This is a genomic window from Bosea vaviloviae, from assembly GCF_001741865.1.
Lineage (GTDB): Bacteria > Pseudomonadota > Alphaproteobacteria > Rhizobiales > Beijerinckiaceae > Allobosea > Allobosea vaviloviae.
Window position 1 is genome coordinate 307,148 of the sequence record NZ_CP017147.1, and the last position, 14,697, is coordinate 321,844.

Below are 14,697 nucleotides of genomic sequence, written 5' to 3' on the forward strand. Positions count from 1 at the left end.
AAAATGTTAGAGCATTTCCGCAATTCGGAGAAATGCGGAAATGCTCTAAATCGCCTCCATCAGAACGGCAGGTACTGGTAGAGCCAGGTCTCGGTCAGCACCTTGTCGCCGCCGCGCATGAAGCAGCGCATCTCGACCGGCTCATTGCCCTCGACCGTGAGGTCGAACTGCGCCCGCCAATGGCCGGGCACATCGTCGGGCACGGCCTCGGCGAAGACATAGGAGAACGTCCCGCGCGAAGCCGAAAGCACGACCTCGGGCTTGACGCCGAAGGGGATCGTCTCCAGCGCCGGCCCCAGGAACTCGACCATGAACTTGCGCACGCCCCTGGGCCGGACCGTGCCGGGCTGGCCGCCATTGCCGAGCCGTGTCGCCACGACCCGCCCGAGCGCCGGCGGGAAGGGCTCGTCGGCGAGCCAGTGCAGCTTGTAGCGGAACTCGAAGGAGGCGCCCGCCCTGGCCGGGGCGGAGGGCACCCACATGGCGACGATGTTGTCGTGGATCTCGTCGTCGGTCGGGATCTCGATCAATTGGACCGCGCCCTTGCCCCAGTCGCCCTGCGTCTCGACCCAGAGGCTCGGCCGGCGCTCATAGAACACGCCGTCGAGATAATGGCCGACCTCGCGGTCGCGCTGCAGCAGGCCGAAACCGCGCGGATTCTCGTCCATGAAGGCCGAGGCCGTGGTCCGGCGGGGGTTGTTGAGCGGCCGCCAGGCGCGTTCGCCCGCGCCGGTCCAGAGTGCGAGCCCATCGGAATCATGCACTTCGGGCCGCCAGTCGACGGCGGTCGATTTGGCCGTCTCGGAGTACCAGTACATCGAGGTCAGCGGCGAAATGCACAGGCGCTCGATATCCTTGCGCAGATAGAGCGCCTTCTCGACCTCCATGGTGACGCCCTTGCCGCGATGCATGCGGAAGCGATAGGCGCCCGCCACGCTGGGGCCGGAGAGCAGGGCATAGACCACGACATATTCAGCGCCGGGCTGAGGCGTCTCGAGCCAGACATGGGTGAAGTCGGGGAACTCCTCCGGCTTGCCGGCCACCGCCGGATCGATCGCCAGCCCGCGCGCCGAGAGGCCGTATTGGTAGAGCTCGCCGATGGCGCGGAAATAGGATGCGCCCAGGAAGGCGACCCAGTCGTTCTTCTGCCAGTCGAGCTTCTCGCCCTTGCGGCCGGGATGGCCCGAGCGGCTTTCCTGGAAGCGGAAACCGGCGAAGCCGGCTCCCGTCGGCAATTCGCGCGCCGGGGAATCCGCCGGCATCTCGAAATAGCTCTCGTCATAGACGATCTCGCGCGCCTGGCCGGCGTCGAGGACATGCATGCGCACCGGCTTCTGGAAGTAGCGGCCGAGATGGAAGAAGGTCACCGGCCAGGGCGACGGGCCATTCGCCCACAGCGCCATCTCCGGCTTGAACTTGATCTTGCCATGCGCGTCATAGTCGATCCGCTCCAGCACATCGGCTCGCGGTGACGGCGGGGCCTGATAGGGCCGGGATGCGAGATCGCGTGCCCGCGCCTTCAGCCCTTCGAAGCCGAACGCCTCCGCCACGCCGAGTTTCAGGCCCTGCTGCGCCAGCGCGGCTGGCGAAAAGCCGAGCGCAGCCAGCGTCGCGGTGGCGCTCGCCCCGGCAAGCAAGGTCCGGCGGTCGAGGGCGGGCGCAAGGGAAGGCCTTGCTGAGGAGCAATCCTGCATGTCTGGCGAGGCTCTCTGGCTGTGCAATGGCAAGGCTGGCGATGGCATGGGCTGTCCGGGCTAACCTGTCCCGGAGGCCAGAGCAACCGAGGAGAGGCAACTGGCGAGAAGGGGACAGCTGGAAAGGGGAAGGCCATTTCAATGCATGCCAAAAATGGCGAAAGCATCACGGAATGCCGACAAAAGTAGAAAGGCCCTGTGTTCCTTTGGCTTTCCTTTTGCGTTCGGCCTGACCTACAAAAGGATAAGCACGGCTGGCAAGGCCGGAAAAAAACGTCTGGGAGGACACATGAACCGCTTCATTCGCGGCCGGCGATTCGCCGGCATCGCCACAGCCATCCTGTTTGCCGCCGCGCCGATGACGGCCCGCGCCCAGGATTTCATCAACGTCCTGACCGGCGGCACCTCCGGCGTCTATTATCCGCTCGGCGTCGCGCTCTCGAAGATCTATGGTGAGAAGATCCCCGGCACGCGGCCGACCGTGCAGGCCACCAAGGCCTCGGTCGAGAACCTGCAATTGCTCCAGCAGGGCAAGGGCGAGATCGCCTTCACGCTGGGTGACTCCCTCGACGCCGCCTGGAAGGGCGACGAGGAGGCCGGCTTCAAGACGCCGCTGAAGAAGCTGCGCGGCATCACCGCGATCTACCCGAACTACGTCCAGATCGTCGCCGCGAAGGATAGCGGCATCAAGACCCTGGCCGATCTCAAGGGCAAGCGCCTCTCCGTCGGCGCGCCGAAATCCGGCACCGAGCTGAACGCCCGCGCCATCCTTGCCGCCGCCGGCCTGTCCTACAAGGATCTCGGCAAGATCGAGTATCTGCCCTTCGCTGAATCGGTCGAGCTGATGAAGAATCGCCAGCTCGACGCGACGTTGCAATCGGCGGGGCTCGGCGTCGCCTCATTGCGCGATCTCGCGACCTCGGTCGAGATCACCGTGGTCGAGGTCCCCGCCGCCGTCGTCGACAAGGCGGGCCCGCCCTTCGTCAAGGTCGCGATCCCGGCCAACACCTATACCGGCCAGACCGCCGCCGTGCCGACCGCCGCCGTGGTCAACTATCTCGTGACCCATGAGGGCATGAAGGAAGAGACCGTCTACCAGATGACCAAGGCGATCTATGACAGCCTGCCCGATCTCGGCGCCGCTCATGCCGCGGCGCGCTCGATCAAGCTCGAGAACGCCCTGGATGGCATGCCGCTGCCGCTGCATCCCGGCGCCGCGCGCTATTTCAAGGAAAAGGGCCTGAAGGTCGGCTCCTGAGCCGACATCAGCCTGCGAGACGATCCGACACCGTCATCCCGCGCCCGAAGGCTGGGCCGGGATGACGGCGTCATGACCCGTTCAAGGCCAGGGCCATCATGACCGATCAAACCGACAGGCCTCTGGCTGTCCCCGATATCGCCGGAGCCCATACCCCGACGCCCGTCCCCTACGATCCCGAACACGGCCTGCCCGCCACCTTCGGCCCCGGCTGGAAGGGCAGGCTGCTGTTCTGGCTGGCCGTCGGCTTCTCCGCCTTCCAGGTGGTCACGGCTTTCGGCATCCCGCTCGATTTCAGGCTGATCGGCTCGCTCGCCTGGCTGACGCCGATCGCCGTGATCCGGACCGCCTTCGTGCTCTGGTTCGCCTGGATCGTGCTGGGAGCCCTGCGCGGCAGGGCCATGGTCGAGCCGGCCATCGCCTTTCTCGCCCTGCTGGGCGCCTTCGAGCTGGTCTCGCTCTACACTGGCACGCTGCCCAACCAGGTGCTGCGCACGGTCCATGTCGGCTTCCTCGCCCTGATCGCCTGCGGCCTGCTGGCGAATGCCGATGAGACATCGCCCATCGGCCGCCTGTTCTGGAGGGTAGTCGGCGTGGTGGGCTTCGCCGTCGGCCTCTATCACTGGTGGAACTACATCGAGTTGGTAAACCGGGCCGGCGAACTGACCGGCGCCGACATGGTCGTCGGCATCACCGCGCTCGCCGTGCTGTTCCTGCTGGTCTGGCGCGCCATGGGCATTGCGCTGCCACTGGTCGCGGGCACCTTCCTGGCCTACTGCCTGTTCGGCCGCTACTTGCCGGCGCCCTTCGACCATCGCGGCTACAGTCTGGAGCAGGTCATCGAGCAGATGTCCTTCGGCACGGAGGGCCTCTACGCCACACCGACCGCCGTCTCCGCCACCTTCATCTTCCTGTTCATCCTGTTCGGCGCCTTCATGGAGCGCGCCGGCGTGATCGACTTCTTCAACGACATCTCGATGGCGCTGTTCGGCGGCAAGCAGGGCGGGCCGGGCAAGGTTTGCGTCGCCTCATCGGCGCTGATGGGCACGGTATCGGGCTCGGGCGTCGCCAATGTCGTGGCGTCTGGCCAGTTCACGATTCCGCTGATGAAGCGCTCCGGCTTCACGGGTGCCTTTGCCGGCGGCGTCGAGGCGACCTCCTCGATGGGTGGCCAGATCATGCCCCCGGTCATGGGCGCCGTCGCCTTCATCATGGCCGAGACCATCGACGTGCCCTACTCCAAGATCGTCGAGGCGGCGATCATCCCGGCCATCCTCTATTTCGCCGCATGCTACTGGGCCGTGCATCTCGAGGCCGGAAAGCTCGGCCTCACCGGCCTGCCCAAATCCGAACTGCCGAGCGCGCGCGCCGAGCTGCGCAAAAACTGGTATCTGATCGCGCCATTGCTGGTGCTGGTCTATCTGCTCTTCGCCGGCTTCACCCCGCTTTTCGCCGGAGCGATCGGACTTGCCCTGACGGTGGCGTTGATCCTCGCCTTGGCGATCTCGGCCGGCCTCGGGACCACGGCGCTCCGCGTCGTCTTCTGGATCGGCTTTGCGCTGGTATCGGCGGCCTCGATGGCGATCAGCGTCGCCACCGTCCTTGGCGTGGTCCTGCTGCTGGTTATCTGGAACATCCTGCGCGGACGCTCCGGCCGCGAGGTTCTTACCGCCTGCATCGAATCGCTCGCCGACGGCGCCCGCCAGGCCCTGCCGGTAGGCCTCGCCTGCGCGCTGGTCGGCATCGTCATCGGCACGATGACGCTGACCGGCATCGGCACGATCTTCGGCTCCTGGCTCATCGGCATCGGCAAGGAGAGCATGTTCCTGGCCCTCCTCCTGACGATGATCTTCAGCCTGATCCTCGGCATGGGCATCCCGACCATCCCGAACTACATCATCACCTCGTCGCTCGCCGCGCCGATCCTGTTGCAGCTCGACGTGCCGCTGATCGTCAGCCACATGTTCGTGTTCTATTTCGGCATCATGGCCGACCTGACCCCGCCGGTGGCGCTCGCCGCCTTCGCGGCGGCTCCTATGGCCAAGGTCTCAGGCATGAAGATCGGCGTGCAGGCGGTCAAGATCGCCCTGCCTGGCTTCGTCATCCCCTATATGGCGGTCTATGACCCGACCTTGATGCTGCAACCGGTGGCCGGGCTGGAGGGCGCGAGCTACTGGCTTGCCGTGGTCTACATCGTCACGAAAGCGACGCTGGCGATGATCCTGTGGGGCGCGGCCTTCGTCGGGCAACTGACGCGGCGCCTCGCGATGTGGGAGCGCATCCTTGCCGCGGTGGCAGCCGGCTTCCTGGTCGCGGCAGTGCCGCTGACGGACGAGATCGGCTTTGTGCTCGCCGCCGTGATGATCGGCCAGCATCTCTGGCGCGTGCGCGCGTCCAGGCGCGCCGCCGCATGAGCCTGTGTCTGGCAGCCGGCGCGCTCGTCATCGCGCTCGGCAGCGACGAGATCACGCTGAGTTGGCGGCACTCGGTACAGAAGACCTTGTGGGAAGAGCTCTGGCGCGATGGGCCGGACGGCATGCGCTTGATAGAGGCGCGCATCCAGGGCTCGGGCGCCGGCATGGACCCGCCCGACGGCGCGAAGCTCGTCGACGGCTTCTGGCGCTGGACGCCGAGGCTTCCCGCTATGCCGGAGGTCGTGATGCGGCGCTCGGGCGCCACCACCGACTGGCGCGTCTGCATCGCCGGCGCCTGCCAGCCGATGGGAGCTTATCTGCCGGATGACGCCGACCCGGTCGTCCTGAGGCCCTGCGGCTGAACCGCTTGCCTCAGTTGTCGCCGATCATATGCTCGACCTTGAGCACGCGGCGCATCAGATTGATCATGGCGTAGCCGGCCACGACCGAGAACAGCCCCATCAGGACATAGCCGACGACATGGCCGAGATCGAGCAGGCCGGCGAGCGCCCAGCCCGAGGCCAGCGCGACGCCGAACAATTCAACCGCGATCAGGATGCCCAGCGATATCACCATGATCAGGGTGCGCCAGTTGGTGCGCCTTACGGCCATCGGTCCCATTCCTCAAACGCTCATGCACGGGACGGCCTAGCGGAGGCCGCAGCGGCATGCAACAAAATCGCGCGCCCCGTCACAATGCAGAAGTTCTGCTTTTGGCGAAATAGTCCCGACCGCTCAGCTTGAAAAGACCCCGATGATCGAGACACCCGTCTTTGGTGCCAGCGCCGCCGCCGCGCCCCACCATCTCGCCTCCGAGGCCGGGCGCGCCGTGCTGGCTGAGGGCGGCAACGCGATCGAGGCGATGGTCGCCATGGCCGCGACGATCGCGGTGGTCTACCCGCATATGAACGCGATCGGCGGTGACGGCTTCTGGCTGGTGCATGAGCCCGGCGGCAAGGGCCGGGTTCATGCGATCGAGGCCTGCGGCCCGGCCGGCGCGCTGGCGACGATCGAGCGCTATCGCGAGATGGGCCATGACACGATCCCCGCACGCGGACCCGACGCCGCCGTGACGGTCGCCGGCGCGATCGGCGGCTGGCAGACGGCTCTGGAGCTCTCCAGGAGCCTGGGCGGCAGGATGCCGCTGAAGGACCTGCTCACCAATGCGATCGCCCATTGCGATACGGGCTATGCGATCTCGGACTCGGAGCTCCGCACCTGGCCCCAGCAGGTCGAGGCGGCCAAGCTCGCGCCCGGCTTCAGCGACTTCTTCTGGCCCGGCGGCGAGCAGCCCAAGGCGGGCGCGCGCCGCAGACCTGAGGCGCTCGGCGCCACCTTCAAGCATCTCGCCGATGCCGGCCTCGACGATTTCTACCGCGGCGACATCGGCCGCGAGATCGGCGCCGACCTCGCGGCGATGGGCGCGCCTGTGACGCGCCAGGACATGGCGGCCTTCAAGGCGCGCCTCGTTCAGCCGCTCGCCATCCAATTGCCGGGTCTGGCCGTCTACAATGTCCCACCGCCGACGCAGGGGCTCGCCTCGCTCCTGATCCTCGGCATCTTCGAGAAGCTCGGTATCGAACGGGCCGAAGGCTTCGACCATCATCACGGCCTGGTCGAGGCGACCAAGCGTGCCTTCGCCATCCGCGACCGCTATGTCACCGATCCGGCGCATCTGCAGATCGATCCCGCGAGCCTCCTCAGCGACGCCGTCTTCGCCCGCGAGGCCGCCGCGATCGACCGCAAGCGCGCGGCAAGCTGGCCGTTCAAGAGCGGCGATGGCGACACCGTCTGGATGGGCGCGATCGACGCGTCGGGCATGGCGGTGTCCTATATCCAGTCGATCTATTGGGAGTACGGCTCGGGCTGCATCCTGCCCAGGACCGGCGTGAACTGGCAGAACCGCGGCGTCTCCTTCTCGCTCGACAAGCGCGCGCTGAACCCGCTCGCGCCGGGCCGCAAGCCTTTCCATACGCTCAACCCCGCCTTCGCGCGCTTTGCCGACGGGCGTATCGTCTCCTATGGCGCGATGGGCGGCGACGGCCAGCCGCAATTCCAGGCGCAGATCCTGACGCGCTACCGCTTCGGTCAGAACCCGGCCGCCGCCGTCGATGCGCCGCGCTGGCTCTTCGGCCGCAGCTGGGGGGCGGGCTCGCTCTCGCTGAAGCTGGAGAGCCGCTTCGACCCGATGCTGCTCGCCAGGCTGGCCGCCGCCGGCCACCCGGTCGAGGAGTACAGCGAAGCCTATTCTGATCAGTTCGGCCATGCCGGCATGCTGGTGAAGCATCCCAAGGGCCATGTCGAAGCCACCCACGATCCACGTTCAGACGGCGACGCAAGAGGACTTTGACGCCTATGCCTACCGAAGACCCTTTCCGCTGCTTCGTTCCCTATCCGGATGCGCCGGTGAAGAACGCCGCCTTCGGCCCGCTCGCCGGGCTGACGTTGGCGGTGAAAGACCTGTTCGACGTCAAGGGCTATCCGACGGGGGCGGGCTCTCCGACCGTGCTGGCCCAGTCCGGCATCAAGACCAGGACCGCGCCGATCGTGAAGACGCTGCTCGATGCCGGCGCACGCTTCGTCGGCAAGACCCATACCGACGAGCTCGCTTTCTCGCTCAACGGCAAAAACGCCCATTTCGGTGCGCCGATCAATCCGTCCGCGCCTGACCGCATCACCGGCGGCTCATCCTCGGGCTCGATGGCGGCCGTCGCCGGCCGCCTCGCCGATATCGCTCTTGGTTCCGACACCGGTGGCTCGGTGCGTGCGCCGGCAAGCTATGGCGGCCTCTTCGGCATCCGTCCGAGCCATGGCCGGCTCTCGCTCAAGCATGTCTGGCCGCTGGCGGAGAGCCTGGACACGCCGGGCTGGTTCGCCCGTGACGGCGAAACCTTCGCCCGCGTCGCCGAGGTCGTCTTCGGCCGGGATCGCATCACCCTGCCCGAAATGCCGCGCATGCTGCTGGCGGACGACATGTTCTCCCAGGCTGTGCCGGACGCCGAGAACATCCTGCGCAATGTCGTCCAGCGCATCGTGCCCGCGCTCGGCCAGCCCGAAAGCATCAAGGTCGCGCGCGATCTCGACGGGCTCTACTGGGCCTTCCGCTGGGTGCAGGGCCGCGAGGCCTGGATCGCCGATGGGCCGATGATCGAGCGCTTCGCGCCGCCGCTCGGACCTGGCGTCGCCGAGCGCTTCGCCTTCTCGAAATCCGTCACGGACGCCGAATACGCCAAGGCCGAGACAGTCCGGAAGAGCTTCCGCGCCAAGCTCGCGCGCTGGCTTGGGCGGGATGGCGTGCTGATCCTGCCAACCGTGCCCGACATCGCCCCGCTCGTCAGTGCGCAGGAGCCCGAGCTCGACGATTTCCGCAACCGGGCGCTGCGCCTGCTCTGCCTCGCCGGGCTGTCGGGCTTTCCGCAGGTAACGATACCGGTGGCGCAGCGCGAGGGCGCACCGCTCGGCCTGTCCCTGATCGGGCCGAAGGGCTCGGACAAATCCCTTATCGCCTTTGCCGTGAAATTCGAGCGGGCGGCGCGGATCCGGATCGCATGAGGAGGCGGCCATGAGCGGTCATCATCACCACCACGACCATTATCATGATCACGACAACCACTTCACCCCGATCGAAGCCCGGGTGAAGGCGCTGGAATCGCTGATGATCGCCAAGGGCTATGTCGACCCGGCCGCGCTCGACGCAATCATCGACACCTACGAGACCAAAATCGGCCCGCGCAACGGCGCCCGCGTCGTCGCCAGGGCCTGGAGCGACCCGGCCTTCGCCGCAAGGCTGAAGGCGGACGGCTCGGCGGCGGTCGCCGAGCTCGGCTATGGCGGGCGCGGCGGCGAGCACATCGTCGCGGTGTTCAACACCCCCGAAGAACACAACCTGATCGTCTGCACGCTGTGCTCCTGCTATCCATGGCCGGTGCTCGGCCTGCCGCCGGTCTGGTACAAATCCCCGCCCTATCGCTCCAAGGCGGTGATCGATCCGCGCGGCGTGCTGGCCGATTTCGGCGTCACGCTTCCGCAAGGCCAGAGCATCCGCGTCTGGGATTCGACCGCCGAGACGCGTTTCATCGTCATCCCGATGCGCCCAGCCGGCACCGAGGGCTGGTCGGAAGAGAAACTGGCTTCGATCGTCAGCCGCGATTCGATGATCGGCACGAGGCTGGCCGTCGTGGAGGCCCAGTCATGAATGGCGGGCAGGATCTCGGCGGCCAGATGGGTTTTGGCCCGGTCAGGCCCGAGCCGAACGAGCCGATCTTCCATGGCGACTGGGAAAAGCGCGTGCTGGCGCTCAACGTCGCCGCCGGCGCGATGGGGCAGTGGAGCATCGACGAAAGCCGGCATGCCCGCGAGAGCATTCCCCCGGCCGATTATCTCTCCTTCTCCTATTACCAGATCTGGCTCGCGGGCTTGCAGAACCTGCTGCTGCAGCATGGCTTCGTCACACGGGACGAGCTCACCGAGGGCAAACCCTCCGCACCGCCAAGGCCGCCCAAGCGCGTGCTGAAGGGCGAGGACGTCCCTGCCGTGCTGCGGCGTGGTTTTCCCTATGAGCGCCAAGCGCAGGCGCCGGCGAAATTCAGCATCGGCGACAGCGTCCGCACCACCGTGATCCATCCGCAGCACCATACCCGCCTGCCGCGCTATGCCCGGGGCAAGCTGGGAGTGATCGAGCGCGTCAGCGGCTGCCATGTCTTCCCCGACACCGGGGCGCAGGGCCAGCCCGAGACGGCGCAATGGCTCTATACCGTGGTCTTCACCGGCCCGGAGCTATGGGGCCGCGATGCCGACCCGACCACGCGCGTCAGCATCGAGGCCTGGGAGAGCTATCTTGAGCCAGCCTGATCTCATCGCCGCGCTGGCAGCCGATACGCCGATCCCGCGCGACACTGAGGGCCCGGTCTTCGCCGAGCCCTGGCAGGCGCAGGCCTTCGCATTGGTCGTCGCGCTGCAGAACAAGGGCGTCTTCACGGCCGAGGAATGGGCGCAGGCGCTGGGCGCCGAAATCGCCGAGGCGGTGGCGGAAGGCGGCTGCCGCGACGGCTCGGATTACTATGAGCGCTGGTGCGAGGCGCTGGAACACCTGCTGATCGAAAAAGGCCTGACCTCGCATGCGGGGGTCGATGCGCTCGCCGCCTCCTGGGCGCGCGCGGCGGAGGCGACACCACATGGCAAGCCGATCGTGCTGGAGAACGATCCGGAGCGGGGGCGGTAGGGGCCGCGGTTCATGAGACGGGGCCCATAGCGGTCACCAATCAAAATTGGTTGGCAGGACCAAACAGCTCCCAGCCTTCGTCGACGACCGCTCGGTCTTTGCGGTGGAACTCATGGAATACCGATCCTGCTTGAGAGCACACCTCTCGCCGGCTAATATCAAACCGCTTGGCGCTAAAGCGGTCGGGTGTCGCAGGCGCCGATGTCGTATGGGCGTCACCAGGAATCGATCAACCTGCCCTATGGCACTGGCGCGAGCGCTGCTCCGGACAAGGCCGCGCAGCGGAGCCGGGAGATATCATGAAAACCGCCTTTGCAGGGCTACTCGGCGCAGCCGCCATCGCGCTCGCATATCCAACGCAAGCCGCCGATCCGGCGCTCAACACACTGGTCCCTAAACTGACGCGCGCGACGCAATGGAAGCAGACCGCCGCGATCCCGATCCAGTTCCCGACTTTTCATCCGCAAGGCATGTTGAAGATCGGCGACGCCTTCTTCGTCTCTTCCGTCGATATCCGGAAGGCGACGACCCGCTATCCGGCCCTCCAGGACGGCTATGATCGCGATACCGGCGAAGGCGTCGGCCATCTTTTCAAGATCGACGCCGACGGCAAGCTGCTCCAGGACATCACGCTGGGCGAAGGATCGGTCTATCATCCCGGCGGCATGGATTTCGACGGGAAAGACATCTGGGTTCCCGTTGCCGAGTACCGGCCCAACAGCCAGTCGATCGTCTACAAGGTCGACCCCGCGACGATGAAGGCGACCGTGGTATTCCGCTTCAAGGATCATGTCGGTGGCATCGCCCATAATACGGACGACAAGTCGCTGCACGGGGTCAGCTGGGGCTCGCGCCGCTTCTACGCCTGGCCGCTCGACGGGGCGGGCAAAGTGACCAACGCGGCAACACCGCCGGAGCAGCTCCGCGTCATCAACCCCGCGCTCTATATCGACTATCAGGATTGCCATTTCATCGGCATGAGCCGGATGCTCTGCTCCGGGCTCAACAACTACCGTGCCTCGCCGGATGGGCCGATTTTCCGCCTCGGTGGCTTCGAGATCGTCGATCTCAAGGACAACCGGCCCATCTATCAGGTGCCGGTCGAACTCTGGTCGCCATCGGGGCTGCCGATGACGCAGAACCCGTTCTGGGTCGAGCCGATGGAGCAGGGCGTGCGGGCCTATTTCATGCCCGATGACGACAAATCGACACTGTTCGTCTACGAGGCCGCGACGAAATAGGCTGAACGGGCGGAGGCCAGGCTAACTCCCCGCCCCGCTCGCCCACATCGCGAAGAACAGCGCCGTCCCCATCACCGTCTCGCATGACGGCGTCGATGCCTTAGCCGCCTCCTGGGCGCGCGCCGCGGAGGCGACGCCACATGGCAAGCCGATCGTGCTGGAGAACGATCCGGAGCGGGGGGCGGTAGGCGGCTCCAGCTCCTGAAACGGTGGGCAGCTAACGAGCCCTGCCCGGCTTCGTCAGAACTCTTCCCAGCCCGCGTCGTTGGCGCGGCTGTTGACGACTTTCTTCGCCGGAGCGGGTCTGGCTGGAGCTTCCGCTCGGGATTGCCCGAAGGCGGCTTCGGCGAGCTTACGCAGGCGCTCGGGCTCGGAAGCCGTGCCGGACGCTGTAGCCCTCACTGGGGCCGGGGTGTAATTGGCCGATGAGGCGGTCGCGCCCTCAGGACCCGTCCTGAAGGCGGCGACGAGGTCGTTGAGCTGGACGATGCGGCCCGAGAGCGAACCGGCCGAGGCCGCGCTTTGTTCGGAGAGCGCGGCATTGGCCTGCGTCATCTCGTCGAGATGGGCGACGGCCTGGCTCATCTCGTCGATGCCGTTGGCCTGTTCGCCAGACGCCGCCGAGATCTCGGCGATGGTGGCCGCGACCTTCTGCGAGGCCGCCAGGATCTGGGTCAGGGCGTCGCCGGCCTGGCGCACCAGCTTGACGCCGGCATCGACCTCCATGTTGGAGGACGAGATCAGGCCGGAGATATCCTTGGCGGCGGCGCTTGAACGCTGCGCCAGCGTGCGGACCTCCGAGGCGACGACGGCAAAGCCCTTGCCGGCATCGCCGGCACGCGCGGCTTCCACCGCCGCATTCAGCGCCAGGAGATTGGTCTGGAAGGCGATGTCGTCGATCACCCGGATGATGTCGGAGATCTTCTGCGAGGCGCTCTCGATCCGCGCCATGGCATCGACTGCCTGACCGGCGATCACGCCGCCCGACTGGGCTGCCTGCATCGCCTCTGTCGCGATCGCGGCGGCGTTCTTCGAGGCCTGGGCCGAGGCCTTCACCGAGGCTGCGAGCTCCTCGGTCGTGGCCGCGGTCTCCTCCAGCGAGCTCGCCTGCTCTTCCGTGCGCTTCGACAGGTCGTCGGCGCCCATGGTGATCTCGCGGGCGGCTAAGCCCACATCGGCCGAGGTCGTCTGGATCGTGCGCACCGTCGTGGACAGGCGGTCGACCGTCTCGTTGATCGCGCCCTTGAGTTCGGCGAACTTGCCGCGATAGGCGGTCTCGATCCGGGAGGTCAGATCGCCACCCGCAACCGCGTGCAGGGCGGCCGCGAATTCGGATGTGGCGCTGTCGACCACGGCATTGATCTCGTTGATCCCCGCGACGAGCTTCTGCATCTGCTCGTCGGCATGCTCGATCTGCAGACGCGCCGAGAAATCACCCGACGCGGCGGCCGCAACCACATCGCCGACATCGGAGACCACAGCCTCCATCGACTGCGCCCGCGCCAGGCGAGCGGCGGAGGCGATACGCTCCTGCTCTTCCAGAGCCCGAACCTTGACCAGATTTTCGCGATAGGCCTCAAGTGCGTTGCCAAGCGCCCCGACTTCGTCGGGACAGGGCGCGGCGGGAACAGCCTCATCGATGTCGCCAGCCTGCATGCGCGCAAGCGCGACATTCATGCCGGTCAGCGGGTTCGCAATGCGCTTCTGGATGCCACGCCAGCTTGCCGCGCACAGGGCCAGCAGCGCGACAAGCAGACCAGCGATCAGGGCCAGCCGGGTCAGGGCATGATTGCTCTGCGCCGTGGTCGTCGATCGCATCTCGTCCAGCGATTGGGCAACCGCGCCAACGATGGCAGTGAAGGGCCCGTTGCACATTGCGGTCCAGTCCTCGGCGCCGATGACGGCACCTGCGCCCTGGCCCAGTTTGCCGACAAGCTGGTCCATTGCCTGGTTTGCAGTAGCAACTTCGCCGGTCGCAACGCCGACCTTGCGCGCAAGCTCGGGCGAGATGCCGGCGCGCGTGGCGAGTTGCCCCAACTGGCTCTGCGCCGCGTTGCTGGCGCCGCGCAATTCGCCGAACTGTTTCCATTGTGGCGGGGTCAGTGCCTGGCCGGAGCCCAGCGGCGCACGCAGCAACGAGCATTGCGTTCCGTAGTTCGAGCGCAAGGACCAGGAGGCGGCCTTGAATGCCTGAAGCTCCGCGAGCGCAGGATCGGCCAGGCGAACGGCGAGCGACGCCGCATCGGAGGCTTTGGTCAGCGCGGCCTCGATGGCGCCGACGGCATTGTACCAGGGCATGGTCGCGGCCAGGCTACGCTGCGCCCGGGGCTTTGCCGCCTCGGCGTCCAGATCGGGAATCTTGCCCTGCATCGCCTTTTCAGCCTGCAGGATGGCAGCAGAATGTGCCGAACGCTCCGCCAGATCGACGGCTTCGAGCTTCGCCACGGCTGTCGCGATCTGGCTTCGCGATGTCTCCACGATCGAACGAATCGTCGCGCCGGCATCGTCATTGGCCTGCAGGCTCGTCTGGGCCTTGCCGCGATCGGAGCGAATTGCGTTGCCCGTGAGCAGCAAGGCGCGATCCGCCTCGACCAGGCCGGCCAGCCGTTGGTTCGCGCGCATGTCGATGACGGCATCATAGGCAAGGTAGCCGAGCGTACCGAGGCCCGGCAGGCAGACAGCAGCCATGGTCGCCAGGAGGTACTGCCGAATGGAACTCGGAAAGATCATCACAGCACCTGGAACAGGGTTCAGCCCGACAGCGATCGCCACCAGCACCATACGTTCGGCGAAAATGCTGCGAATTCGGTTAATATTGCCTCAAATGGGTCGACATAGCTGGCACAGTGACGCTCAGGTCAGCGACCCC

The 14,697-nt window shown here is 66.6% G+C and carries 12 protein-coding genes; 9 read left to right on the top strand and 3 right to left on the bottom strand.

The features are described 5' to 3' along the window. Positions 1-59: 59 nt before the first annotated feature. Entirely contained in the window at positions 60-1,694 is a 1,635-nt protein-coding gene (locus BHK69_RS01455) for an OpgD/OpgG family glucan biosynthesis protein (RefSeq protein ID WP_069688564.1), read from the bottom strand. Positions 1,695-1,983: 289 nt separating this feature from the next. On the opposite strand from BHK69_RS01455, the gene BHK69_RS01460 reads away from it, so the two are divergent. The 3 genes from BHK69_RS01460 (at position 1,984) to BHK69_RS01470 (ending at position 5,728) form a co-directional block, all read left to right on the top strand. Then, positions 1,984-2,952: a TAXI family TRAP transporter solute-binding subunit gene (locus BHK69_RS01460; protein ID WP_069688565.1), complete on the top strand. Its 969-nt coding sequence runs from the start codon at positions 1,984-1,986 to the stop codon at positions 2,950-2,952. Positions 2,953-3,050: 98 nt separating this feature from the next. Beyond that, the gene (locus BHK69_RS01465) at positions 3,051-5,366 is read left to right on the top strand and encodes a TRAP transporter permease (RefSeq protein WP_083269053.1); all 2,316 of its coding nucleotides are present in this window, start codon (positions 3,051-3,053) and stop codon (positions 5,364-5,366) included. After that, the gene (locus BHK69_RS01470) at positions 5,363-5,728 is read left to right on the top strand and encodes a DUF1850 domain-containing protein (protein ID WP_069688566.1); all 366 of its coding nucleotides are present in this window, start codon (positions 5,363-5,365) and stop codon (positions 5,726-5,728) included. The genes BHK69_RS01465 and BHK69_RS01470 overlap by 4 nt, the downstream gene beginning before the upstream one ends. Before the next feature lie 10 nt (positions 5,729-5,738). On the opposite strand, the gene BHK69_RS01475 is transcribed toward BHK69_RS01470, so the two are convergent. Next, a complete protein-coding gene (locus tag BHK69_RS01475; RefSeq protein WP_069688567.1) occupies positions 5,739-5,978 on the bottom strand; it encodes a hypothetical protein in 240 nt (79 codons plus the stop codon). Between the two features lie 142 nt (positions 5,979-6,120). On the opposite strand from BHK69_RS01475, the gene BHK69_RS01480 reads away from it, so the two are divergent. From BHK69_RS01480 to BHK69_RS01505, 6 genes are all read left to right on the top strand, one after another. Next, on the top strand, positions 6,121-7,716 hold the full coding sequence (locus BHK69_RS01480) for a gamma-glutamyltransferase family protein (RefSeq protein WP_069688568.1): 1,596 nt from the start codon (positions 6,121-6,123) through the stop codon (positions 7,714-7,716). Between the two features lie 5 nt (positions 7,717-7,721). Further along, positions 7,722-8,918 (top strand): amidase, encoded by a 1,197-nt coding sequence (locus tag BHK69_RS01485; protein WP_069688569.1) that lies wholly within the window; start codon positions 7,722-7,724, stop codon positions 8,916-8,918. A 10-nt stretch (positions 8,919-8,928) separates the two neighbouring features. Then, positions 8,929-9,561, top strand: coding sequence for a nitrile hydratase subunit alpha (nthA, locus tag BHK69_RS01490; protein ID WP_069688570.1), 633 nt, complete (start codon positions 8,929-8,931; stop codon positions 9,559-9,561). Next, positions 9,558-10,217, top strand: a complete 660-nt coding sequence (nthB, locus tag BHK69_RS01495; protein WP_069688571.1) for a nitrile hydratase subunit beta — start codon at positions 9,558-9,560, stop codon at positions 10,215-10,217. The genes nthA and nthB overlap by 4 nt, the downstream gene beginning before the upstream one ends. After that, on the top strand, positions 10,204-10,587 hold the full coding sequence (locus BHK69_RS01500; RefSeq protein WP_069688572.1) for a nitrile hydratase accessory protein: 384 nt from the start codon (positions 10,204-10,206) through the stop codon (positions 10,585-10,587). The genes nthB and BHK69_RS01500 overlap by 14 nt, the downstream gene beginning before the upstream one ends. A 299-nt stretch (positions 10,588-10,886) precedes the next feature. Next, positions 10,887-11,828 carry a DUF6454 family protein gene (locus tag BHK69_RS01505; RefSeq protein ID WP_069688573.1) on the top strand — a complete coding sequence of 314 codons (942 nt, stop codon included), beginning with the start codon at positions 10,887-10,889 and terminating at the stop codon, positions 11,826-11,828. Positions 11,829-12,068: 240 nt separating this feature from the next. Here BHK69_RS01505 and BHK69_RS01510 read toward each other — a convergent pair whose 3' ends face one another. Next, a complete protein-coding gene (locus BHK69_RS01510; protein WP_158516141.1) occupies positions 12,069-14,606 on the bottom strand; it encodes a methyl-accepting chemotaxis protein in 2,538 nt (845 codons plus the stop codon). Positions 14,607-14,697: the final 91 nt, after the last annotated feature.

Excerpts from the sequence above, each read along its gene's own strand:
- BHK69_RS01455 (WP_069688564.1), bottom strand. The coding sequence starts at position 1,694 with ATGCAGGATTGCTCCTCAGCAAGGCCTTCCCTTGCGCCCGCCCTCGAC.
- BHK69_RS01460 (WP_069688565.1), top strand. The coding sequence starts at position 1,984 with ATGAACCGCTTCATTCGCGGCCGGCGATTCGCCGGCATCGCCACAGCC.
- BHK69_RS01465 (WP_083269053.1), top strand. The coding sequence starts at position 3,051 with ATGACCGATCAAACCGACAGGCCTCTGGCTGTCCCCGATATCGCCGGA.
- BHK69_RS01470 (WP_069688566.1), top strand. The coding sequence starts at position 5,363 with ATGAGCCTGTGTCTGGCAGCCGGCGCGCTCGTCATCGCGCTCGGCAGC.
- BHK69_RS01475 (WP_069688567.1), bottom strand. The coding sequence starts at position 5,978 with ATGGCCGTAAGGCGCACCAACTGGCGCACCCTGATCATGGTGATATCG.
- BHK69_RS01480 (WP_069688568.1), top strand. The coding sequence starts at position 6,121 with ATGATCGAGACACCCGTCTTTGGTGCCAGCGCCGCCGCCGCGCCCCAC.
- BHK69_RS01485 (WP_069688569.1), top strand. The coding sequence starts at position 7,722 with ATGCCTACCGAAGACCCTTTCCGCTGCTTCGTTCCCTATCCGGATGCG.
- nthA (WP_069688570.1), top strand. The coding sequence starts at position 8,929 with ATGAGCGGTCATCATCACCACCACGACCATTATCATGATCACGACAAC.
- nthB (WP_069688571.1), top strand. The coding sequence starts at position 9,558 with ATGAATGGCGGGCAGGATCTCGGCGGCCAGATGGGTTTTGGCCCGGTC.
- BHK69_RS01505 (WP_069688573.1), top strand. The coding sequence starts at position 10,887 with ATGAAAACCGCCTTTGCAGGGCTACTCGGCGCAGCCGCCATCGCGCTC.